The 24,271-nt window shown below is 43.8% G+C and carries 14 protein-coding genes and 1 pseudogene; 8 read left to right on the forward strand and 7 right to left on the reverse strand.

All coding sequences use genetic code 11. The features are described from left to right. Positions 1-5: 5 nt before the first annotated feature. The 5 genes from Xind_RS08810 (at position 6) to Xind_RS08830 (ending at position 5,713) form a co-directional block, all read left to right on the forward strand. Positions 6-1,124 carry a flagellar basal body P-ring protein FlgI gene (locus Xind_RS08810; RefSeq protein WP_047681147.1) on the forward strand — a complete coding sequence of 373 codons (1,119 nt, stop codon included), beginning with the start codon at positions 6-8 and terminating at the stop codon, positions 1,122-1,124. Continuing rightward, positions 1,124-2,137, forward strand: a complete 1,014-nt coding sequence (gene flgJ, locus Xind_RS08815; protein WP_187649873.1) for a flagellar assembly peptidoglycan hydrolase FlgJ — start codon at positions 1,124-1,126, stop codon at positions 2,135-2,137. The genes Xind_RS08810 and flgJ overlap by 1 nt, the downstream gene beginning before the upstream one ends. 177 nt (positions 2,138-2,314) lie before the next feature. Beyond that, entirely contained in the window at positions 2,315-3,955 is a 1,641-nt protein-coding gene (gene flgK, locus Xind_RS08820) for a flagellar hook-associated protein FlgK (RefSeq protein WP_187649874.1), read from the forward strand. An 83-nt stretch (positions 3,956-4,038) separates the two neighbouring features. Continuing rightward, positions 4,039-5,001, forward strand: a complete 963-nt coding sequence (gene flgL, locus Xind_RS08825; protein ID WP_187649875.1) for a flagellar hook-associated protein FlgL — start codon at positions 4,039-4,041, stop codon at positions 4,999-5,001. A 355-nt stretch (positions 5,002-5,356) separates the two neighbouring features. Beyond that, positions 5,357-5,713, forward strand: a complete 357-nt coding sequence (locus Xind_RS08830; RefSeq protein WP_047681159.1) for a DUF2645 family protein — start codon at positions 5,357-5,359, stop codon at positions 5,711-5,713. Positions 5,714-6,062: 349 nt separating this feature from the next. On the opposite strand, the gene Xind_RS08835 is transcribed toward Xind_RS08830, so the two are convergent. Beyond that, a complete protein-coding gene (locus tag Xind_RS08835) occupies positions 6,063-6,266 on the reverse strand; it encodes an antibiotic biosynthesis monooxygenase family protein (protein WP_187649876.1) in 204 nt (67 codons plus the stop codon). A gap of 99 nt (positions 6,267-6,365) precedes the next feature. Continuing rightward, complete coding sequence (locus tag Xind_RS08840; RefSeq protein WP_156115352.1) at positions 6,366-6,512, reverse strand: hypothetical protein; 147 nt, start codon at positions 6,510-6,512, stop codon at positions 6,366-6,368. On the opposite strand from Xind_RS08840, the gene Xind_RS08845 reads away from it, so the two are divergent. After that, on the forward strand, positions 6,500-7,021 hold the full coding sequence (locus Xind_RS08845) for a hypothetical protein (protein WP_222941769.1): 522 nt from the start codon (positions 6,500-6,502) through the stop codon (positions 7,019-7,021). The two genes, Xind_RS08840 and Xind_RS08845, sit on opposite strands and share 13 nt — an antisense overlap. A gap of 870 nt (positions 7,022-7,891) precedes the next feature. After that, a complete protein-coding gene (locus Xind_RS08850) occupies positions 7,892-8,425 on the forward strand; it encodes a hypothetical protein (RefSeq protein WP_047681162.1) in 534 nt (177 codons plus the stop codon). A 276-nt stretch (positions 8,426-8,701) separates the two neighbouring features. Here the strand turns inward: Xind_RS08850 and Xind_RS08855 are convergent. Both Xind_RS08855 and Xind_RS08860 read right to left on the reverse strand, forming a co-directional pair. Then, a pseudogene (locus Xind_RS08855) lies at positions 8,702-9,118 on the reverse strand (DUF5384 family protein); the annotation flags it as partial. A gap of 11 nt (positions 9,119-9,129) precedes the next feature. After that, positions 9,130-9,639 carry a hypothetical protein gene (locus Xind_RS08860; RefSeq protein ID WP_187649926.1) on the reverse strand — a complete coding sequence of 170 codons (510 nt, stop codon included), beginning with the start codon at positions 9,637-9,639 and terminating at the stop codon, positions 9,130-9,132. 466 nt (positions 9,640-10,105) lie between these two features. Between Xind_RS08860 and budC the strand changes: the two genes are divergently transcribed. Continuing rightward, positions 10,106-10,864, forward strand: a complete 759-nt coding sequence (budC, locus tag Xind_RS08865; RefSeq protein WP_187649878.1) for a meso-2,3-butanediol dehydrogenase — start codon at positions 10,106-10,108, stop codon at positions 10,862-10,864. A 93-nt stretch (positions 10,865-10,957) separates the two neighbouring features. Here the strand turns inward: budC and Xind_RS08870 are convergent, their stop codons facing one another. The 3 genes from Xind_RS08870 to fliQ all read right to left on the reverse strand — a co-directional run bounded on the left by Xind_RS08870 (position 10,958) and on the right by fliQ (position 24,223). Further along, positions 10,958-22,786, reverse strand: a complete 11,829-nt coding sequence (locus tag Xind_RS08870) for a non-ribosomal peptide synthetase (RefSeq protein WP_187649879.1) — start codon at positions 22,784-22,786, stop codon at positions 10,958-10,960. Positions 22,787-23,168: 382 nt separating this feature from the next. Further along, complete coding sequence (fliR, locus tag Xind_RS08875) at positions 23,169-23,951, reverse strand: flagellar biosynthetic protein FliR (RefSeq protein ID WP_187649880.1); 783 nt, start codon at positions 23,949-23,951, stop codon at positions 23,169-23,171. Positions 23,952-23,953: 2 nt separating this feature from the next. Continuing rightward, complete coding sequence (gene fliQ, locus Xind_RS08880) at positions 23,954-24,223, reverse strand: flagellar biosynthesis protein FliQ (protein WP_038262736.1); 270 nt, start codon at positions 24,221-24,223, stop codon at positions 23,954-23,956. Positions 24,224-24,271: the final 48 nt, after the last annotated feature.

Here is a 24,271-nt window from a genome sequence, read left to right on the forward strand (position 1 = left end):
TCAGAATGAAAAAATTAGTCGCCAGCCTTTTTACGTTTTTGCTGGTACTGTTCAACACATTTGCGCCGAACAACGCTTTTGCTGAACGCATTCGTGATTTGACGACCATTGAGGGGGTCAGGGATAACGCGCTGATTGGTTATGGTTTAGTGGTCGGACTGGATGGCACGGGTGACCAGACCATGCAAACGCCTTTCACCACCCAAAGTTTAAGTAATATGTTATCGCAGTTGGGGATCACTGTGCCGCCCGGTACAAATATGCAACTTAAGAACGTTGCTGCCGTTATGGTGACAGCCAAGCTGCCACCATTCGCGCGTTCAGGGCAAAGCATTGACGTGGTCGTTTCCTCACTGGGGAATGCCAAAAGTCTGCGTGGCGGTACATTGCTGATGACCCCACTGAAAGGTGTTGATAATCAGGTATATGCACTGGCACAGGGCAATATTCTGGTCGGCGGTGCGGGAGTGAGTGCAGGTGGCAACAGCCTTAAAATCAATCAACTTGCCGGTGGGCGAATTTCCAATGGTGCTGTTATTGAACGGGAATTGCCAACGAAATTTGGTCAGAAAGGTATTCTGAATCTGCAATTGAATGAAGATGATTTTAGTCTGGCTCAGCAAATCAGTGATGCTGTCAACCGCCTGAAAGGTGTAGGCACAGCGACAGCGCTCGATTCCCGCACGGTACAGTTACGTTTGCCGATAGAGAACAGCGAACAGGTGAAATTCCTGTCACAGGTTCAGAACCTGAATATTCGTGTCGATGCCGGCGACGCCAAAGTGATTTTCAACTCCCGTACAGGATCGGTGGTGATGAACCGCAATGTCACATTGGATAGCTGTGCAATTGCTCATGGCAGCCTGTCTGTGATTGTTGAGCGTCAGACGGTAGTCAATCAGCCAAATGCACCACTGGCAGGGGGAAATACGGTTGTGACCCGCAATACCGGGGTTGGTATTCAAGAGCAGGGCGGTGTGCTACAGAAAGTTAATGCCAGTGCAAACCTGACTCAGGTTATTCGTGCGTTGAACGCTTTGGGAGCAACACCGACAGACTTAATGTCTATTTTGCAGGCGATGGAAAGTGCAGGTTGCTTGCGGGCGAAGCTGGAGATTATCTGATGAATGATTTTCTGACGATGCCGAATGTTGCTTACGATGTAAATTCACTCCATTCACTGAAAGCCAAATTGTCACAGGAACCACAACAGGGGCTACGGCAGGTAGCCCAACAACTGGAAGGCGTATTTGTTCAGATGATGCTGAAAAGTATGCGTTCCTCATTGCCACAGGATGGCATGTTGAGTAGTGATCAGACGCGTTTTTATACTTCGATGTACGATCAGCAGATTGCCCAGGATCTTTCTCAAAAAGGACTGGGATTTGCCGATATGATCGTCAAACAGTTTTCCAACGCTATTCCTAACACCACTATTCCTAACATCACTATTCCTAATACTAACAGCGCTCCCAGTGAACTGGCCGGAACTGTACCGATGCCATTGGATAATGAAATCCTGCATACCCTGCCAAAACAAGCTTTGGAACAGTTTCTACGTCGGACAATGCCTGATCAATCACCCAACCGTGCAGCACAGTCGAAAACTCTGCCAATGACCAGGTCTTTACCAATAAACAGTGCCCGCTTTGTTTCTATGCTTTCTGTGCCTGCGCAGATAGCCAGTCAGCAAAGTGGTATCCCCCATTTACTGATCATTGCACAAGCAGCACTGGAATCTGGTTGGGGGCAACGGGAAATTCTGACCGAAGAGGGTAAGCCGAGTCATAACCTGTTTGGCATCAAAGCAGGCAAAAGCTGGCAAGGGCCTGTCACTCAAATCACGACAACCGAATACATTGAGGGTGAACCGAAGATAATACGTGACAGTTTCCGGGTTTATGACTCTTATCTGGAAGCCGTCACGGATTACGTCAAATTCCTGGCGGAAAACCCGCGCTATGCCAAAGTTGCCCGGTCAACGACCGCAGAACAGGGAGCATACTCCTTGCAAGATGCAGGGTACGCCACAGATCCTGGTTATGCCGAGAAACTGGTATCACTGATCCAACAATTAAAGAATAGCGGTCATCAAATGGTAAAAGCCTATAACTATGATTTCGATAACTTGTTCTGACCGAACAGTCCAAATCATTTTTGTTCAAGGATCAGAATATCCTGCCGATAACTTTTACAGATAATTTATCCCTTTCGTCTTTCAAGTTGCCTCTTGAAATCCATTGGGTATATACCGATAACGACAGCAGTTGGCCTCCCATGATGGAGGCATAACGAAAACGTAAAAGGATCTACAATGTCCAACAGCCTTATGAATACTGCCATGAGTGGTATTAATGCCGCACAGGTGGCAATGAGTGTAGTGGGTAATAATATTGCTAACTCCAGAAGCGAAGGTTATAACCGACAGACCACCGTAATGACACAAAATAATGGGGCCCTGTCACCCGCTGGTTTTGTGGGTAACGGTGTGACGGTGACTACCATTAACCGTGAATATAGCGAGTTTATCGATCAGCAATATAGCTCTGCGCAAACCAAACAATCTGCCTTAAAGGCTTATAACGAGCAGAGTAACAAAATCAACAACTTGTTAGCAGATAAAGACACTAGCTTATCGAATTCCATTGAAGACTTTTTCAAAAGCCTGGGGACGGTTGAAAGCAATGCAGAAGACAGCGCGGCAAGAACCACGGTGTTAGGCAAAGCGGAAGGTTTAGTCAGTCGATTTAAAGAAGCAGACGAATTTTTGCGTCAGGTTGATAGCAGCATCAATTCTCAGATTGAGAAAAATGTTATAGAAATCAACAAATACTCAGAAGAAATTGCCAAGCTGAATAATGAAATCACTCGTATGCGTGGTGTGGGTACAGGTGAACCGTTGGCATTGCTGGATAAACGAGATCTGGCGGTCAGTAAATTAAATGATCTGGTGGAAGTGAGTGTCACTCAACAGGATGGTGGAGTTTATAACATCTCATTCGGTGGTGGTATGTCACTGGTATCGGGTGATAAATCCTACCGGATGGAAGCTATTCCATCCAGTACTGACAGTAGCCGTATTACGCTAGGTTATAACAATGGCACAGTGGGTACGAGAGAAATTGATGAGCGTTTCATTTCAGGTGGCAAGTTGGGCGGTGCATTGCGCGTGCGTAGCGAAGTTATCGATTCAACCCGTAATGAACTAAACCAATTGGCGCTGGTCATGGCTGACCAATTTAACCAGGTACAACATGCTGGCTTTGACCTGAAAGGTAAAGCGGGCATTGATTTCTTCAACTTTAGCAAACCGGAAGTTGTTTCTAACAGTGATAACAAAGGTACGGCTGACATCAAGGTGGAATATAGCGATACCATCAAAGTGAAAGCCAGTGATTACACTCTCAAATATGAAAGTGGAGATTGGAAAGTACAACGTCTTTCTGATCGTGAAATGGTTGCTGTGACCAAAAACGGCAATACGCTGGAATTTGATGGGCTGAAAGTAGAAATTGATACTACTCGCGTACAGGATCACGATAAATACACTCTGAAAACGGTCAGTAACGTCGTGGCTACGTTAGAATTGAATCTTAAGGATTCATCCCAATTGGCGGCAGCGGGAGACAACAAAACTGGTCAAAGTGATAACCGCAACGCGAAGAAATTCCTTGAATTACAGGATAAACGTTTGGTCGATGGCAAGGCTTCCTTTGCCGGAGCATACGCCTCACTGGTAAGTACAGTGGGCAGCAAAGCTAATAGCGCAAATATCAGCATTGAAAGACAAGGCCACATCGTTGATAAATGGAAATCGACCCGTGAATCAATTTCCGGCGTTAATATGGACGAAGAATACGGCGAGCTGCAACGTATGCAGCAGTACTATCTGGCAAACGCCCGTGTGATCCAGACGGCGACAACTTTGTTTGATGCTATTTTGGGCATTCGCTGATCACTGTTTTTGATAGTAACTATTCTTTCTGGTAGCTATTCTTGCTAGTCGCTATTCGCCGGTAACAAAAAGGAAATGATATTGTGCGTGTAAGTACGAATCTATTATACAGCCAAAAAATGAATGGGATTTTGGGCGCCCAATCCAAGTGGATGAAATATGGTGAACAACTGTCCAGCGGTCGCCGGGTAATTAATCCATCCGATGATCCTTTAGCTGCATCACAAAACATCATGGTTTCTCAATCTGAATCGAAAAACCAGCAGTTTATGACTGCCCGTATTTTTGCCAAAAATGCCATGTCATCCCAATTGAGCATTACTTCTGATGCCGTTAAGGTGGTAGCTAACGTGTTTGAGACTTTAGTTGCGGCTGCGGATGAACAGAGTGAGCAAGATCGTGAATCCTATGCGCAGCAATTGGAAGGTTTTAAACAAGCCCTGTTGAATCTCGGTAATAAAACTGATGGTAATGGCCGTTATATTTTTGCTGGTTATAAAACGGATAAGCCCCCTTTTGTAGCAGATAAAGATGGCAAAGTCAGTTACGTTGGAGGTGGCGAAGCAATCACCCAGAAAGTGGATGATAACCGCACAATGGTGTTTGCTCATACCGGACGACAGGTTTTTTTATCAGCGACATCCAGCCCGGTTAAAGAGCCTGATGGCAGTTCGAGTGAATCTGATGTTTTTGCCTCCATTGATATGGCAATCAAAGCGTTGAGAACACCATACAGTTTGGCGACTGAAGAGCAGAAAAACGAAGCTAATGAGTTGATGAATAAAGCTAACCGTGGGATCCGTAACAGCCAGAATAACTTCTCTTCTGTGGAGGCCGTACTTGGTTTACAACTTCAGGAATTGGATCAACTGGATGCTTTGGGTAGTGAACGTAGTATTGCCAATAAAGTTCGCTCTGGGGAATTGGTCGATGTGGATTGGACTGCGGCTATTTCCAGCTATTACCAACAACAGGCTGCTTTGCAGGCTTCTTTTAAAGCGTTTACAGACTTAAAAGGAATGTCTCTGTTTGAGATGTATCGATAATTAAGTCTAATGTGAGTTTGTGACTTTCAGGCCTCTGGCTCTTATCTGTTTGTTAATTAAACGGATAAGGGCTTATTCCTTTCCCCTGTATTTTTATCACGCATTTTTTATCACGTATTGTTATTAATAGCCTGAATTTATTATACCTCTTAGGGTGTATTAAATTTTTCGCCTCTGACAAATCCTGGTTTTTCTATTCATCATATTATCTTATCTTGTGATCAAGATCTGATCTTTGGCAGGCCGAGAGAATGCCGTATTAAGTTTTTTGATATAAACGTTTCAGATTTAATTTAATGAGCTTAAGAAAGGATTAAATCTCGTCTTATGCCTTATAAATAGATGAGAAAAATAAATGAGCATGAAAATTATAAATATACTCGCCTGTATCACCTTTATTTTGTTCAGTACTACATTGATAGGATGTTTGTCAACGGTTGATTTTGAGTGGACGATCGGGGAAGAAGGGATCAATACCGTTTGTGATGTGGTCAGTTCTTTTGTTATCAATGATGACAGGATATTGACAGCACCATTATGTCTTTTTTTTCTATTGCCATTTATGCTGGTATTTGCAGTGAAAGGTATCAAAGCATTTTCATTGTGTAAGTTAAAATCGATCAGTTATGTACTGGTTACAGGATTTTCAATGGGATATTGGTATTGGATGTTCTTTGGTCGATTTATTGGGTGTTCATTCGCGACATACTAATCTTTGATATGCCTTTAATCAGTCTAATTACCTAAAAATGGTTATTTATTGGGAGATGACGGGAATTTATCTCCCAATAAATAACAACCAAAATACTTTTTAATCTTCTTTTAGTTTTCCTCCCGTTCATGCATTCCATAGTGACGAATAATGGCTGTAACGCTTAATCGATAATCTGCAAATATACCGTTGCGCCCTGACGTTTGTGCTTCCCGGTGTTGGTCAGTATTTTGCCACTGTTTAATGGACTCTTTATTATGCCAATATGATAATGAAAGCTATTTATACCCTTTGTCTTTCAAGTTGCCTCTTTGTTGACTGCACTCACTCACCCCGGTCACATAGTTATCTATGCTTCCAGGGATTCGTTCCCTTGCCGCCGCGATGCAGCTTGAAATCCATTGGGTCTTTTCTTATTGTTGAGGCTTTGGAAACGTTCTACGGAAATAAACCCCGGAATGGTATTTAATAGTGGCCTGAGTGTGGCTGCGGCATCAAAGTAACGTTCACTTTGGTTTTCTGCGATTTCGACTTCAAATATGACAGCTAACATGATTGCTCCTCTGAAGGATAGAAAATGCCATGATACCTTACAGATTTTGTGGCCACTTCGGTGATCATCGAAATATGATAGGGTAGTTTTACTCTGTCTTTAACCCTGCTTTAGCCATAGCTCATCAATAAATGTTTTAACATTCGGCATAGACAACATGGTCATATGATTGCCGGGGGCCAGCATTGTGTTTAACTGAGTGACATGAGTTTTCCAGCGGGTGATATGGCCTTGTGTTTCTTGCATATCTTCTGCAGCTTTACTGGCAGATCGCACTCGTATCCGAATATTATTTTAAAATTCACAGTGAAGACGTCGCTGTATTACTGGAAAACATGATGTGTTTTGCTAATAGCGAAGATATAGGCACTATCAAAATTTCCACACCAAAATCACTGCGCTTTTTCCGAACTTGTTATGACCATATGGCAGGAGAGGTGGCAGTAAAAATTCACAATAGTTTGCTTTCTAATCTTTGGATAACTGATGACTATAAATTGACACCGCAAGGAAAAGTGTTTTTATTTTCTCTTGGTGTGTGCTGCGATATGGAAACAGTTTCAAGGCGAAAATTTGCCTGTGCTTGTCTGGATTGGAGTGAACGGTATTTTCATCTGAGTGGTTTTCTGGGTGCTTCTTTGCTTAAAACTTTTCTGCAAAAAAAGTGGGCTGTCAGACAATTAGATAGCCGTGAGCTGAAATTGACAGAGCAGGGAAAAAGAGTCGTTCAGCAGAAGTTTGGTGTTGACATATAGGCGGTATATACCCTATGGATTTCAAGAGATTCCATATACTTCACAATTCAATACCCTGATAACCAGCTAAAATTCGTTCCCATTCCTGCTGAGCAAACCATTTCTGGGTTTCTCCGTTGTAATGCATATCATCGGAGGTAAATACGCCAAATTGAGTGGCTATGCCATTGTAGTTTGGGGCATTTCTGGTGGAAAAATTAACGCTATAAACTTCTGGCAGGGATAAGGTAAATACGTTTTCTAAACCCTGAATAATTGCTTCATCTGATGTTAATTCAGTACCATGACCCTAACTGTTTGATTGACCAAGGACGATTAATAATGGAGCGTTATTATTTCCCCACAGAGGATATATTTTTTCAGAAAGAGATAATTTTTTATCTATCATTAAGATCTCCTTTAGTGTTTTTTCCCTATAGCCTAATTTATATAAGAGCGGTATTTTTCACACATAATAGAAACTAACTTTTTTGTTAAAAAGATCAATAGATAATATGCTTTAAATATCTTATTTAATAAGATACTCAGTATGAGTGTTGAATTTTAAAAGGATGATTTATTAATTGTTATAACTTGCATTCTTACATATTTATAGATGTGATTTTTCCCCACTTGTACCCCCACACACAAAGGTAATAAATTCATTCAATCATTATCACTCGTTGATATATTCGTTCTGTTTATCAGCGAGAGTATATTAACCACCTCAATAGCCTGTCGATTTTTGAGTTACATTTATCACAGGGGATTATTTATACTAAAGCGGATAGGTGAATAGCTTATATGATATAGCAGTTATCATTTTAGAATTCCATTAATGATGAGTAATAGTAATGCTTATTTTGAATGATTTCATTAAAAGGGGGAAATATGAAAATTTTATTTAGTATCGTTTTAATGGCCTTATCTTTAATAACAAAGCCAGCTATGGCTAGCCACAAGGCTGATATAGATTTTATAAACGAATCATCCAGTACATCTAATAATATTTATATTGTGAAAAAGAATAATTGGTGCATGTCTAATGCTGGCTCAGATCAAATAATCATTTTTCCACCTGTACATTCAAATATATCAAAAGTCTCTATGCCTATTGAAACACAAGCTTGTACAGTGTTTCAATGGAGGGAAATAGATTGGAAAGTAAATTATGGAGTTAGAGCAAGCCCTGACAGTCCCGGAGCTTGCGATTTGAAATGGATTCTTTGGCCGAAATGGGTATGGAACAACATTGGTTGGTATTGGCAAATTGAGAGTAATTGCCCCATAAAAAGTGCAAAGTGTAGTAAAGACAATGGCGTAGGCCATCTTTATATGTTCGATTGTTTAAACAAGGAAGTCGCGTTCAGCGTTGCCAATGGAGACAAGGGAAGGGTAGAAATAGTTTTTAATTTTGAAGGATAATTAGAGTTTAATTATTTCTAAGTCTTAAATTTCTATTTTTATGCCTAATTTCCTGTATAGCGCAGATTTTGGGTTCGAGATAATCCCGTATATTAAAAGGGCAGATTTCTGCCCTATGGTGATAGTAGTTCCTTTTTATCCTTACCCGTGACCCTAAACTTTACCTATCTAACGAGCATAAAGTCCATTGCTATGTGTTATATTGAATGGTATTTCCCCTGGAAGTGTTCAGGTAGATAGGTGTGCTGAGGTTATTCGGTTAACAATATATTATAATTTATTGATTTGTTTATGATCAATGAACTCATTTTCACGCTTTGCTCTGGCTGAACGTTTCTCTAGTTCAAGTTTTTTCATCTCTATATCAAGTTTACGTAGCTCATCTTCATAAGCCTGCTCCCGTTTCTTATCTGCTGTTGCTTCAGCCAGTACTCTTTGTTTTTCAGCTTCTCGGGTCGCTTCTTGCTTTCTGATTTTCTCTGCTCTGGCAGCCGCTTCTCTTTGCTTTCTTTCTCTTTCCACTCTGGCTGCTCTTTCTAATTGAGCTTTTTTTTCGGCCTGTTGTTTTTGTTCTTCTGCTTTACCTTCACTTTCTGCCTGAGCAATGGCAGAAAGCTGGCTTTGAAGAGATGAAGCAAATACAGGAGTGGATAGTGTGATCAGTAAAGATGCGATAAGAATTTTTTTAATCATGATTCACCTGCTTATTTTTTATCTTGGCACGTAGCATTAGGCTGAACGCGTGTTTCATTTGTTTTGGTTGAAATGACTACGGCTAGCCCTGGTGTGAATTGGCATGTGCGCCCAACTTGAGTTGAGGTGTAAATTTTAGTGTTTTCTTTATAGGTAAGAGAGACACCTTCAATGATAACTTTATCATCTACCATTGATCCTGCTGCTGCACCAAGCGCGCCACCCCCGATTGCACCTGCGGCAATACCTGCTCTGGAACCGGGACCTGCGTTATAACCCACAACACCGCCAGCCACAGCACCAAGAATGGCACCAAATGTTTGAGCTGCTTGTTTATTCGTGTTGTTTTCTACAACGATTTTGGCAGGAAGAACAGAAATGATATTGATTGTCTTTGTTTCTTGTTTTTCGTTTAATTGAGTTGTGTCATAAACATCTGCTGCAAAGGAATCCGCATTGGATTGGCATCCACTGATGATAATTGCAAAGGCTGTGATTGCGGAGATGCATAATGATTTCATTTTCACTTTTTATTACCTACTAAACTACAAAACTAGGATAATGCATTATTTTTTTAGAAAAAACAAGATGATATATGACTTATGTTTAATTGGCTCAGATTTAGTTGTGGGAAGAATGATGCTTGTAATATCGTTGTCCAATTTCACTGAAAAAATATTGATGAATCTTTTGTTGAATAATTAATAGTCAATCAGGCATAAAAAAGGAAATAGTAAGGTAATTAACAAATTATATTCTGGAGGATATGATAGTTAATCATTTCTTGTTTTTTATAAATTTTAAAATACATTTTCTGGCGATAAGATAATATCTATCTTGAATAAATCAGTTTCCATATCTCAATCAATATCTGAAATACGCAATGCTCACTGGCAAATAAATTCCAGTCAGGAAGAATGGGATCAAGAATATTGCTATCTCTGGATCTATAACGAGCGTTGAAATTACATCAATGAGGGTAATAACATGGTTCGGTTTGAGGATAAGGTTGTCATTATTACTGGCGCAGGAAGTGGTATGGGGGAGGCTACAGCGAAACGTTTTTCGCAAGAGGGTGCCATTGTTGTATTAGCAGGACGGGATACTGATAAACTTCATCGTGTTTTCAGTGAACTATCATCAAAAAAAGCGTTGGTGATCCAGACTGATGTTACAGATCGGGAATCAGTCAGAAATATGGTTGATGAAACGGTCAGGCATTTTGGCCGGATCGATATTCTGGTGAACAATGCAGGGTTGTATGCAGTCGGCGATTTATTGAATATCTCAGAAGAAGAGAGTAATGCGGTATTAGCGACGAATTTCAATGGCGTGCTTAATTGTAGCTATTTTGCTTTACCTCATTTGCTGAAAAGTAAAGGATGTATTGTTAATAATGCATCCATATCTGGCTTAGGAGGTGATTGGGGTAGCGTTCACTATTGTGCGTCAAAAGGCGCTGTCGTTAATCTCACCCGTGCTATGGCGCTGGATTATGGTTCACAAGGTGTTCGTGTCAATGCTGTTTGCCCAGGTTTAGTATTAACCCCGATGGTCGAGGGTCTTGACGAGGAAACTCTTAGGTCTTTCGATAGCCGTATTTCGTTGAAACGGCCAGGGCAGCCGCATGAAGTAGCCGCCGCCATTGCGTTTTTGGCGAGTGAAGATGCCAGTTTCATCAATGGTGTGAACTTGCCAGTGGATGGTGGGGTAACAGCGTCCAATGGTCAACCTAATTTTCATTAGAGGTCGCTGTTAGATAACGAATTGAGAAGTGGCTCCACAGTTTATAGACAGATTTTATAGACAGATTGTGGAGCCGATGAATTTTTATTTCAGTTAATGATTACAGTTTGAACTATTAAATTCGGTTGAGTGATTTTGGTTTATGGCCTTAGCCAGTTCACATAATGTGGGATGAGTAAACAACGTTGCTAGTGGGATCTCCATGTTTTGTTCACGTATACGGGCTAACACTTGTATCGCTATCAATGAGTGGCCTCCCAACGTGAAGAAATTATCATGGCGGCCTACCTGTTCCAGTTTCAGCAACTTTTGCCATATTTCAGCCAGTGCAATTTCTACCTCACCGATCGGCGCTTTATAGTCGGAATAGCCGGAAGTTGCAATGGTAGATTGATCTGGTATCAGTAAATCTTGTGCTAAGCCAGCCTGAACAGTATTAAAATCCGCCAGTAATTGTTGGCGTTCTTTATCAGACGAAATAGAAATATCCATGATTGGTTTATGAGGTTCATTTTCCAATACTTTTACCAGATCTGTTAGGGCCGTTGTCATGCAGGCAATCAAGTGCGCCGGATCGATTCCCGATACAGTCTGGGCCGTCAACAGGAAACTTCTACCCAAATCATCTATTGCTAAATAGAGAGGGTAATTAGTTCTTTCCTGCCCTGTCACTAGACGTATGCCTTCCCATAGGGTGTTGGTAAGGTTTGATTGGCTATGGCGATAGTTAAGCAGTGTATTAAACAGTGGCAGAGGCAGTGTTACACCACTACAGCGCTGAGCCAGCGCCAGTGGTGCCTGTTCGTGCTCAAGTAACTGCGTCAGACTGTGGTAAGCCGCTTGCACAGTTTCCTGTGCGTTGTTGCCTGCAAGTCGGATGCGTACAGGCAGGGTATTGATAAACAGCCCCAGGATCTGATCAATATCAGCATTTCCTTGCATGCGTCCGAGCAAGACTGTCCCGAAAATGACATCATCTCGCCCGCTTATTTTTGCCAGAACTTGTGCTAGCGCGACATGGAACAATACTCCGGGACTGACTCCCTGACGACGCGCCTGTTTGCGGATAGCTCTGGATAGGGTGGCGTTAAGTGGCTTGATGACTTCGGTTATCTGCCTATTTTCACGGTAGATATCCACTATTCCGAAAGGCACAGTGGGTGTATCCACATCGGCGAGCATTTCACGGAAAAAGGTTTCGTGATCTGATATCGGTACGCATAAAGACTGAGCGATAAAGTGACGATAAGGCAGTGCAGGAGGTAACAATTTGGTACGCGGGTGCAGAAGTTCTTTGATTTCAGCGACGATAATATCCAGCGACATATGATCATTAAGGATATGGTGGCAGCAGAAAGCCAGTAACCATTCACCCTGATGCGGATCATAGACAATATCGGCAGAGAATAGCGGTGCCTGGCTTATATCAAGACGGCGCTGGCGTGGGGCGGTATGCGCCAGCAATTGGGAAGAAATATCTTTATCACCGTCTGGCACAAAAGTGTTGATAGGCAGGGAAGCCTGACGCCAGACAACTTGTACGGGTTGTGTTAAACCCTCCCAACAGATAGCTGTGCGCAGAATATCGTGGCGGTTAATGAGCTGTTGCAAGGCCGCCAGAAAAGCATCAAGGCGCTCGCGGGTGTCGAATGCAAACAAAGTCTGTAACAGATAAACGTCTCCTTGTGTTTGCATCAGATGGTGGAACAACATACCTTCCTGTAATGGTGCGAGTGGGTAGATATCCTGAATATTGGTGATGCCAGCGGGAATGGCGGCGGCGATAGTATCAATTTCGGGTTGTGTCAGAGAAACCAGTGGCAGCATTTCAGGAGTAATGGCGGTGCAGTTATCAGGGATCAGATTAGGTGGTGAGGATGTGGCTGCATTATTTTTAATATCCTGCATGACTTTTGCCATTTCAGCCAATATCGGAGTGACAAACACAGTGCGCATATCAAGGCTCCAGCCCCGGCTGCGCAGTCGTTCGATCAGATTGATAATCATCAGAGAATGACCACCCAGTTCAAAGAAATGGTCATAACGACCAACTTTTTCCACCCCTAATAATGTTTGCCAGACCTCCACCAGAACTTTTTCTTCTTCACCGAGCGGTGTTTCATAAGCATGAGTCACGATTGATGACTGATCCGGCATCGGCAGGGCCTGACGGTTGAGTTTGCCATTGGGAGCCAACGGAAAAGCATCCAGTATCACAAATGCACTGGGCAGCATATAATCAGCAAGATATTGTGCAAGTTGCTGGCGCAGTTCTGCGGGCACAAGTTTTGTATTGGGTTCGGCGATCAGATAAGCAACAAGGCGTTTATCACCACCTGTTTTTGTATAAGACGCATCTTCGCGGGCAAGTACAACAGCTTCCCGTACGCCCTGACATTGTAGCAATCTGGTTTCGATTTCTCCCAGTTCAATACGAAATCCGCGGATCTTGACTTGAAAATCATTACGACCGAGGTATTCGATATTGCCGTCAGATCGCCAGCGAGCCAGATCACCGGTTTTATACATGCGTGCGTTGGGGTGTTCACTAAAAGGGTCAACAACAAATTTCTCTGCTGTCAGCGCTGGTTGATTTGAATAACCCCTGGCGACTCCCATGCCTCCGATATAAATTTCTCCACTGACGCCGATAGGAACTGGCTGACCAAGTACATCCAGAATATAGACACGAGTATTAGCCAATGGGCGCCCAATCGGAATGTTGTTGGTGATTTTGTCTGTTGCTATGTCCTTGTTTATTAGCATATGGTTTATCGGCATAGTCGTTGCAGTAACGGTTATTTCGGTGGGGCCATAGGCATTGATCCAACGGCAGAATTGTGTTTCCGGGTACGATAGCCAGTCCATTAAATAGCGGTGTTCTACTTTGTCACCTCCAACAATAATGATGCGCAGGTAGGGGCTGAAACCACTGCGTCTGACTATCATTTCTTGTACCCAATGGTGCCAGAAGGCGGTCGGGATATTGATGATGGTTATTTTCTGTTCGCACAAGAAATCGACAAAGGTGACATCCGGTATTTTGATATAGGGTGGGCGCAGAACCAGTGTGGCACCTGAGGCCAAAGTAGGAAAAATATCTGACACTGAAATGTCAAACGCGAAGGTCACAAACTGCAAGACTCGATCGCCCAAGTGAGGCTCACTCACCTGACATTGAGCATGGATAAGGCTAACAACATTGTGATGTTCCAACATAACACCTTTTGGATTTCCGGTTGAACCAGAGGTGTAAATGATATAAGCCAAGTGGTGCGGCTTGATCCCCATTTGCTGGCTATCAGGATCATAGGCAGGCAGTTTTTGCATGTTGTCTTGGTGAATCTTGTCGTCCAGCAGCCAGATGGGGATATCTTGTATTGGCAAACGTGTCTGTAATTGCTTCTGGGTCAACAATATTACTGGCTTGCAGTCCGATAACTGATAAACCAGCCGTTCGGTGGGGTATTCTGGATCAAGTGGAATATAACCGGCACCGGCTTTTAAAATCCCGAATAGGCCGATAATCATGTCTAAACCCCGTTCAACATGAATGGCGACACGATCATCGGGGCGAATACCAAAAGCAATCAGCCCATGTGCCAGTTGATTGGCGCGGCAGTTAAGTTCATGATAACTCAAAGATTGGCCTTCAAAGATCACTGCTGTTGCGTTTGGTGTGTGTTGTACTTGTGCTTCGAATAGTTGATGAATCAACGTATTATCCGGCAAGTTGACCCTGGCATCTTGACAGGTTTGAGGAGTATTGAAATCCACCAGTAATTGTTGGCGCTCCTCAGCAGATAATATTGGCAGGCGGGCAATGTCTTGTGTTTCATCGCTTGCCATAGCCGCTAGTACATTGATGAGATAACCGACCATGCGTTCAGCGGTCGTGTGCTCGAACAGATCCGAAGCGTATTCCAGATAACCACTGAGGCCATCCAATGTTTCGGACAGTGACAATGTCAGGTCAAAATACGCACTGCGATGTGGCTGTTCTATTGGTGAAACAGATAAACCTGGTAATTCAAGAGACTGAGTGGAAATATTGTTCAGGGCCAACATAACCTGAAAAATTGGGTTGTAGCTCAGGCTGCGTTCAGGTTGCAGAATTTCCACTAATTGTTCAAAAGGCAAGTCTTGATGTGCATAAGCTGCCAGTGCACGTTCACGGACGTGGGTGAGCAGATTGGCCACAGAATCGCACGATTTCAACTCAACGCGCAAAGGCAGGGTATTGACAAAAAAGCCAATCAATCCTTCAAGTTCACTCTGCGAACGGTTAGCGACAGGTGTGCCGATGACAATATCATCCTGTCCGCTTAAACGGGCAAGTACGATCCCCCAGGCCGCAAGCAGCGTCATAAATAACGTCGTGTTTTGACGCTGTCCGAGCGCTTTGAGAGCAGACAGTAAGTCAGCATTCAGATGAACAGGGACGTGACTGCCAGTGTATCGTTGTTCCGGCGGGCGTGGATAATCTGTAGGAAGATCAAGCAATGCCGGTGCATCCTGAAGTTGTTTTTGCCAGAAATCCCGTTGTGTGGTGAAGACCACACCTTGTAACCATTTCTGTTGCCAGACGGCATAGTCCGGGTATTGGATGGGGAGGTGAGGTAAAGGAGCGCTATATTTTCCCAGTGCGGAACGGTAAAGAGTGCTGAGTTCCCGAAGCAGTATCCCTACCGACCAGCCATCGGTAATGATGTGATGTTGCGTCAGAAGCAATACATGTTCTTCATCAGATAGTTGCAGTAATTGGCCTCGGATCATTGGCTCATTAGCAAAGTCAAACGGCGTTTGAGTTTCGAGTTCTGCCAATTGGTTAATACGGATCATGCGAGATGTTTCGTCTAAGCTGCGCAGATCTTGATAGGCCAGGGAAAAACCAATATCTGCACTATCAATATATTGGTAAGGCTGTTCATTAATCAGGACAAAACGGGTACGTAAACTTTCATGTCGGCTGACGAGATGATCAAGCGCAGTCTTAAGCGCAGCCTGATCGAGATGTCCGCTGAGATGCAGAGCCAGCGGGATGTGATAGGCCAGATTGGTTTTGGTATTGAGATGGGTGATGAACCATAAGCGTTGTTGAGAGAAAGAGAGCGGTAAAGGTTGACTACGATCAGTCACAGGAATAATGACTTGGTTTGTCACCGGGGTGTCGATAAGCACGGTTGCTAAATCGGCCAGAACCGGGTGGGAAAAGAGTTGTTGTAAATGCAATTCCCGCGCCAGTTTCTGGCGTATTCGTGCAGCAAGTTGGATAGCTAGCAGGGAGTGACCACCGAGTTCAAAGAAATGGTCATGACGACTAACTTGTTCCAATTTCAGCAGTTCTTGCCAAATTTCGGCCAATTCCGTTTCCATACTTCCGATGGGCGCTGCATAATTACGGGTCACCCGTGCCATCTGCGTTGGTATTGGCAGTGCCTGACGATTGAGTTTGCCATTAGGTGTTAACGGAAAGGCATCAAGCGTCACAAAAGCGCAGGGTAGCATATATTCGGCAAGGTATTGCGCAAGTTGCCGGCGTAGTTCTGCCGGCACCAGTATCGCATTTGGTTTAGCGAGTAGATAAGCAACCAGACGTTTTTCACTTCCTGTTTTTTCACCCCCTGTTTTTTCATAAGAAGTATCTTCTTGAGCAAGTACAACGGCTTCGCGCACATCGTGACATTGCGCTAGTCTGGCCTCAATTTCGCCAAGTTCGACACGGAAACCGCGTATTTTGACCTGAAAATCATTCCGGCCAAGGTATTCAATATTACCGTCAGGTAACCAGCGAGCCAGATCACCACTTTTGTATAGGCGGGCATCAGGGGCTGAAGAAAAAGGATCAGCAATAAAGTGTTCAGTTGTCAGTTCTGGGCGGTTCAGATAACCGCGGGCAACACCGACTCCACCGATATAAATTTCACCGGTAACACCAATTGGAACCGGCTCCCCATGACGATCAAGAAGATAGATTTGGATATTGGTAATCGGCTGCCCAATGGGGACTCGTCCGATATAACCATCTGGCACACACTGCCAGGCGGTGACATGAATCGCAGCTTCGGTCGGGCCATATAAGTTATGTAATTGACAATGGGTAAAGTAAGACAAACATTTCTGTTTCAAGGTATAAGGAAACGCTTCACCACTACAGAAAATATGACGTAGAGAAAGACAACGTCCGATGGGAATAGCATAGAGAAATTGTTGTAGCATGGTAGGTACAAAGTGGATGATAGTAATCCTGTTCCTTTCTATCTCAGACAATAAATAGAGCGGATCTTTGTGACCATCAGGACATGCCAGGATTAATTGAGCACCAAACATCAGGGGCGGAAATAGCTCCCAAACGGAAACATCAAAACTGAACGGTGTTTTCTGCAAGACACGATCCTGCGAGGTGAATTGATAAGTCTCCTGTGCCCAGAGTAAACAATTCACAACCCCGCGATGCTCATTCATTACCCCTTTTGGCAAACCCGTCGAACCAGAAGTATAAATCACATAAGCCAGATGGTGTGGGGTCAGACCAAGGAGCAGAGGATCAGGGTTACTGGCTGGCATATCCGTAATGAGGAATGCAAGATTGCAGAGGTCAATAATAGGCACAGTGCTGACCAGCCGGTTAATTAACGGTATTTGGGTGAGTAAGACAACGGGAGCCGCATCCTCAAGTATATAGGTCAGCCTTTCGGCCGGATAGCTTGGATCGAGGGGAACATAAGCACCGCCAGCTTTAAGGATAGCGAGTAATCCCACGATCATTTCCAGACTGCGTTCAGCACAAATTGCCACCCGATCATCAGGACGGACACCTAAGGCAATCAGACGATGTGCTAAGCGATTGGCCTGACGGTTCAATTCAGCATAACTTAACGACTGTTCTTCAAAAATAACAGCAATTGCATCAGGATTGCGTTGTGCCTGTTTTTCAAATAATTCGTGAATAAGTGCATCATATTGTGGGAAATCCGCCGCTGTATCTTGAGACAATGAAAAGTCTTGACGGGATTGAACTGTGTTGAAATCCATCAGTAACTGTTGACGCTCGCGAGCGGGCAAAATCGAAATCTCTAAAATTGGCTGTTGGGGTGAGGTTTCCAGCACTTTGACCAAGCCTGCCAGGGCCGTGGTCATATAGCCAATCAGACGAACCGAATCGATGTTCGGTACAGTTTGGGCAACCAGGCTAAACTCATCACCCCAGTCATCGACAAACAAACCGATGGGATAATTAATCCTCTCTTCTTGCATCAACAGACGTGTGCCTTCTAATTTAGCAAAAGTGGCATCCGATTGACTATGACGATAGTTAAGCAGGGTGTTGAAAAGTGGTAAAGGTGGTATAACGCCGCTACAGCGTTGGGCCAGCGTCAGTGTTGCCTGTTCGTGTTCTAACAATCTCATCAGGCTGAGGTAGGTCTCTTGAAGGGTTGTCTGTACGCTATTCTCTGTAAGCCTAATCCGAATGGGTAAGGTATTAATAAGCAATCCCATGACTTGATCGATGCCAGAACTGCCTTGCATACGCCCCAACAATACCGTACCAAAGACTACGTCATCACGCCCACTGGTTTTTGCCAGCACCAAAGCTAAGGCAACATGAAATAAGATACTGGGACTGACCCCCTGACGTCGGGCTTGTGTGCGAATCGCTCTGGACAATGCAGTATCAAGTGACTGTTTAGTTTCCGATATTTGCTGCTTACTGCTATTTTTCTGCTCACCGCTATGAAGATCCAATATTTCGAAAGAGGCTGTTGGTGCATCGACATCAGAAAGTACTTTGTGGAAATAGGCTTCGTGAGTTGAAGTCGATACATGCAGGGATTGCGCAACAAAGTTACGATAAGGTAATACTGGGGGCAATGTTTCAGAATGATGGCTGTCAAGATACCCGCTTTCGGTGTGATTGGGCAATTCGGAATGACCACGTAATAATACACCGATTTCATCAATAATACGCTCCAGTGTTATATGGTCACAGATTAAATGATGGATGCACAGTGTCAGTAACCACGCATTCTGAGCTGGATCATAGGCAATGTCGGCAGAGATTAACGGAGCCTGACTTATATCAACACGGTGCTGGTGGGGATCTGAGTGTGCCAGTAGTTGAGAAGAGATCTCCTGCTCGCTATTTGCCGAAAACGTATTAATGTGTAAAGAGACCTGCCGCCAAACGATCTGCACTGGTTGCGCTAATTCCTGCCAATAGATTGAAGTGCGCAGAATATCATGACGGTTAATGACCCGTTGTAAGGCTGCCAGAAAGGTATCAAGCCGTTCGCGGGAATTAAAGGACAGTAAATTGCGTAACAGATAAATATCCCCCTGTTTCTGCAACAGATAATGGAAAAAAATGCCTTCCTGTAATGGTGTGAGTGGATAGATATCTTGAATATTGGCAGCCCCTCCGGGAATAGCTGCGGCGATGGCATCAATTTCATGTTGAGACAGGGAAACTAAAGTTAGCATGTCGGGTGTAATAGTAGTACAGCCGTCAGGGATGAGATTAGGCGGAACAGTGAATACCACTGCTTTTTCTTGCCCTATATTTCCCTGAATGGCCTCTTGCTGAGACGACAGTATTGCGTTTGCCATCTCGTGTAATACTGGTCTGGTAAATATGATCTGGATATCAAGAACCCATCCCAGATTGCGCAGTTGTTCTATCAGGCTAACGGCTATCAAAGAGTGGCCACCAAGCTCAAAAAAGTGGTCGTAGCGGCTGACATGTTTCACTCCGAGCAGTGTTTGCCAAATTTGGCTCAGGGTGATTTCGATTTCTCCTATAGGTGCTTGGTAACTGCGGGCGACGATTGCGGTGTGATCTGGTTTCGGAAGAGCTTGACGGTTGAGTTTGCCATTGGGGGTCAGAGGAAAAGCATCGAGTGTCACAAAGGCACTGGGTATCATGTATTCGGCAAGATGTTGTGAAAGCTGTTGCCGCAATGCCATGGGTTCTAATTCAATACCTGTTTCAGGTAGTAAGTAAGCGACCAGATGTTTTGAAGCTGGCCTATTCTCATCAGGCGTATTCTGATGAGAAAGATCCTCATGGGAAAAATTTTCATAGGGTAGCACTACAGCTTCATGTACACCGTGGCATTGCCGTAATCTTGCTTCGATCTCTCCCAGTTCAATGCGTAAGCCACGTAGTTTGATTTGAAAATCATTGCGGCCTAAATATTCAATCTTGCCATCGGGTAGCCAACGCCCCAGATCGCCGGTTTTGTACATCCGGGCGTCAGGCTCAGAAGAGAACGGATTGGAGAGGAAACGTTCAACAGTGAGTTCGGGACGGTTTAGATAGCCGCGGGCAACGCCGACACCTGCGATATGAATCTCTCCGGCAATCCCTATCGGAACGGGGTGACCATAAATATCAAGGATATAGATTTGGGTATTAGCAATGGGATAACCAATCGGTGGTGCTTTGTCTTCTTGACTGTCACATTGGTAAAAAGTGGCACAAATGGTGGTTTCTGTCGGGCCATATGCATTGAACATCCGTCGCCCTTGTGCCCAGCGTTTGACCAGCGTAGGCGGGCACGCTTCCCCTCCCAGGATTAAAGTTTGCAGGGTTGCCGGAACAGTGTTCATTGTTGCCAGAACCGTGGGGGATAAGATGGCGAGAGTAATCGCATGTGCCTCTAAATAGTCAGACAGCGCTGTACCCGGCAGAAGGTTGTCCCGTTTGGCAAGATAAAGGCGAGCGCCTGCCATGAGTGCCATAAAACATTCCCACATACAGGCATCGAAACTGTTGGAGGCAAATTGCAGGATACGATGATCTGGTGTGATGGTGAGTACGTCTTTCCGGGTAATAATATAATTACACAAACTGCGATGTTCTATCATGACGCCTTTGGGTTGCCCTGTAGAGCCGGAGGTATAAATGACATAAGCCAGATGGCGGGAAGTCAGCCCCAGTGACCGGGCTTCTGGGTTTTTTTCTGATTCTTCATCCAAAACAGAATGTTCTGGTGTATCAAGTAATAGAGTTGGCAGGTTACTGTTCCACGTTTCTGCCACTGTTTTCTGAGTAAATTCTGTCTGAGTAAATTCTGTCTGGGTAAAAATTGTCTGGATAAATGCTTTCTGAGTAACCAGCGCTACGGGGTCTGAATTATTGAACATATATGCCAGTCGTTTGGCTGGATAAGTTGGATCGAGGGGGACAAAGGCGCCACCAGCCTTGAGAATACCTAATAAACCCACCACCATTTCCAGGCTGCGTTCAACACAAATCGCCACCCGATCATCAGGACGCACACCGAGCGCAATCAGATGATGTGCCAGACGATTGGCGCGTTTATTCAGCTCTTCGTAGCTCAATGATTGCTCTTCAAAGAGCACAGCGGTGGCATCTGGTGTGCGCTGCACTTGTGCTTCGAACAGTTGATGAATCAGTGCCTCCTGTGGAAATTCGGTTTGGGTGGCGTTGAAATCCACCAAAACTTGTTGGCGTTCAATGTCGGGCAGGATAGGCAGATTGACTATTTTCGTATTTGTAAGGGAGGGTGTTTCCAGAGAAGTGAGAGCGGCATCAAGCAAAACGGCAAGGCGGGACTGAAGCGTTATAACTTCCTTCGTATTCAGGTAATCAGGCGAAAAATAGAACTCAACAGAAAGTGGGAAATCAGCATCTTCATGACGGGCGGTGTTTGTGTATTGTTTGATTCTGATAGAGAGAGGATAAGGGACACCAGAATGTAGATCGAAGAGTTTGACGTTGGTACTTTCTCCTTCCATATGCAGATTAGCGCTGAACGGTTCAAGAGATAAGGTTACATCAAATAATTGAGGAGACGAGACTTTTTGTCGGGTATGTATTTGTCGGTTTAGCTCTACGATGGGAAAGCTTCGGTGCTTATAGCAAAGATTCAATTCGGCTGCGGCTTTGTGTATGACATCGCGAAATGTATCTTCTGGTGAAAGGGTGATGCGTATGGGGAGTACGGAGGCGAACATGCCTATTGTGTGCTTCTGTTGTATATTTTTACGATTGTGTAAGGGAATACCGATAACAATTTCATCCACATCTACTGTTCGAGCGAAGTAGCAGGCCAGAAGGGCATACATGAAATGCAGAAGGGGTAATCCCTGTTTACCGCCGGCCTTTTTAATACGTTTAAACAGTGTCTGGTCAATTGACCAAATCACAGGCTTGGAAGCAATAGGCTTAGTTTGTTTGTGGCTCTTGATATTATTGGCATCGGTGTTATTGAAATTAGCGTGCTGGAGTAAGGGAGGAGGCAGGTTTTCATAGCGCTTCAACCAAAATTGCATATCTTGTGAGTAATGTTCAGAAGCAAGGTAATTGAGGTTATCCGTAATAAAATCCAGATAAGAGTGAACTGAGTTATTCAGTGTTTCTCCTTTTTTCAAACGGTTATAGTTATCAATAACCTTGTCAAGTAGTATGCACAGGCCAGTCCCATCAATGATCAAATGATGACTGCAAAACTGCCAATACCGACAGGTATGACTGACCCGCAATAACTTGGAACGCCACAATTCATCATTCAGTTGAAATGGACGCATAAACTCAGTATCCATGTAGTGTTGTACTCTGTTTTCAACATCTGAATACGATGAAAAATCGAGTATATCCATGGTGATAGGGAGAGAATGCATAATCTTCTGGGTGGGCAAAGCGTGGGTGTTGATAAACCGTAAACGTAGAGTGTCGTGACTACAAACAACCTTTTCAAAGGCACGGGCAAATAATTCTTCGTTCAGATCGCCTTCGATACAGATAAAAAGGCTGAGATTGTAGTGGGAAGCATCGGGGTGAATGGCCTGATCAAACCAGACGGCTTGCTGAGGAGAACTAAGTGGGTATGTATGCGGGGGGAGGGAATTATTATTACGAACTGCTGAGGAAGTATGTGAAGAGTTATTATGTAACATTTTCATTTCTCCTTGATAATAGTTCGGTTTTGGTTTGTTTCATCCACTTGAAAATAAATAAAATATTTCTTTTAATTGCCCTTCGATAAGAATGAACTGGGTATGGTTGGTGGGGGAATTCCCACATTAAATACACACATTATTATAACTTTCAGTAACTAAATTAACTGAAATAAATACCCTATGTCGATAGTTTTATAATGGTAATATTAATCGTGAATGCGGATACGACGATGTCTGGATGGTGTTTGCTCTGAATGGTGTTTGGATGAAAAAATACAGGGCAAAGTGGGTGACTGTGATATTTATTGGGACAGTAGCAGGAATGGAAAATACGAGAAAATTATCCCGCCAAATGACGGGCTTATCAGACAAATAATATCTACAGCACCATATTATTAATGATTAATGCCAGACGATCGAACATCTCACCAAATAACCGCTCAGTAAACGGCACCAGCATCGGGAACAACAGGGAAAGTGTGAAAATACCAACTGTCAGAGTCAGGGGAAAACCGACCACAAACACAGAAAGTTGAGGTGTCATGCGGTTCAACATGCCTAAAGAAAAGTTCAATACCAGAAGCAGAGTAATCATTGGCATTGCCAGCATCATGCCATTGATAAATATCAGACTGGCACTTTGTGCTAGCAATAGAAAACCTCTGGGGTTCAATGGGGTAGATTGAATCGGGATGGAATAAAAGGTATCTGCCAGAATAGACAATATCCATAAATGACCATCAAAAGCCAGAAACAGCATCATCATCAGCATATTCAGAATACGTGCCAGGATTGGCATATTCGGGCCACCGGTAGGGTCAAAAAATATGGCGAAAGAGAGTCCCATTTGTAAACCAAGTATTTCACCGGTATGACGCACCACCGCAAACGCAATCTGTATGGTTAATCCCAAAGCTATGCCAATTAGCATCTGCTGTACCAAAACCCAAATCCCGGCAACGGAAAAAATCGGGATTTGGGGAGAAGGAATATTTGGAACCAATAAAGCCGTGATCACTAATGCCAGGCCAATTCTGACTTTTATCGGCATCTGTTTTTCACTGAAAATCGGGGCAATACTGAACAATGCCAAAAGACGCACCATTGGCCAGAAAAAATCACTGACGAGGCGGGAAAGTGTTTCACTATCAAACGGGATCATGATTAACCAATAATGGCTGGAATACTGCTAAAAAGTGTACGCATGTAATCCAATAGCAGATTCAGCATCCACGGCCCGGCAATAATAATAGTGACAACAACGGCCAGAATTTTGGGGATAAACGATAAGGTCATTTCGTTTACCTGTGTTGCCGCCTGTAACAAGCTGATCACTAAACCACATATCAGCGCTGATAAAAGCAGCGGAGCAGCCAGCGCTAATGCGACTTTCATTGCTTCAACACCGAGAGCCATTACCGATTCAGGAGTCATAATTTTTCAAACCGTCTTGAGCTTTTTCAATAATATTTAACGCCAAAT

Source organism: Xenorhabdus indica, assembly GCF_014467235.1.
Classification (GTDB): domain Bacteria; phylum Pseudomonadota; class Gammaproteobacteria; order Enterobacterales; family Enterobacteriaceae; genus Xenorhabdus; species Xenorhabdus indica.

What these genes read in the sequence shown, in the direction of transcription:
- Xind_RS08810 (WP_047681147.1), top strand. Translation starts at nt 6, where the DNA reads ATGAAAAAATTAGTCGCCAGCCTTTTTACGTTTTTGCTGGTACTGTTC.
- flgJ (WP_187649873.1), top strand. Translation starts at nt 1,124, where the DNA reads ATGAATGATTTTCTGACGATGCCGAATGTTGCTTACGATGTAAATTCA.
- flgK (WP_187649874.1), top strand. Translation starts at nt 2,315, where the DNA reads ATGTCCAACAGCCTTATGAATACTGCCATGAGTGGTATTAATGCCGCA.
- Xind_RS08830 (WP_047681159.1), top strand. Translation starts at nt 5,357, where the DNA reads ATGAGCATGAAAATTATAAATATACTCGCCTGTATCACCTTTATTTTG.
- Xind_RS08835 (WP_187649876.1), bottom strand. Translation starts at nt 6,266, where the DNA reads ATGTTAGCTGTCATATTTGAAGTCGAAATCGCAGAAAACCAAAGTGAA.
- Xind_RS08840 (WP_156115352.1), bottom strand. Translation starts at nt 6,512, where the DNA reads ATGCAAGAAACACAAGGCCATATCACCCGCTGGAAAACTCATGTCACT.
- Xind_RS08850 (WP_047681162.1), top strand. Translation starts at nt 7,892, where the DNA reads ATGAAAATTTTATTTAGTATCGTTTTAATGGCCTTATCTTTAATAACA.
- Xind_RS08860 (WP_187649926.1), bottom strand. Translation starts at nt 9,639, where the DNA reads ATGAAATCATTATGCATCTCCGCAATCACAGCCTTTGCAATTATCATC.
- budC (WP_187649878.1), top strand. Translation starts at nt 10,106, where the DNA reads ATGGTTCGGTTTGAGGATAAGGTTGTCATTATTACTGGCGCAGGAAGT.
- Xind_RS08870 (WP_187649879.1), bottom strand. Translation starts at nt 22,786, where the DNA reads ATGTTACATAATAACTCTTCACATACTTCCTCAGCAGTTCGTAATAAT.
- fliR (WP_187649880.1), bottom strand. Translation starts at nt 23,951, where the DNA reads ATGATCCCGTTTGATAGTGAAACACTTTCCCGCCTCGTCAGTGATTTT.
- fliQ (WP_038262736.1), bottom strand. Translation starts at nt 24,223, where the DNA reads ATGACTCCTGAATCGGTAATGGCTCTCGGTGTTGAAGCAATGAAAGTC.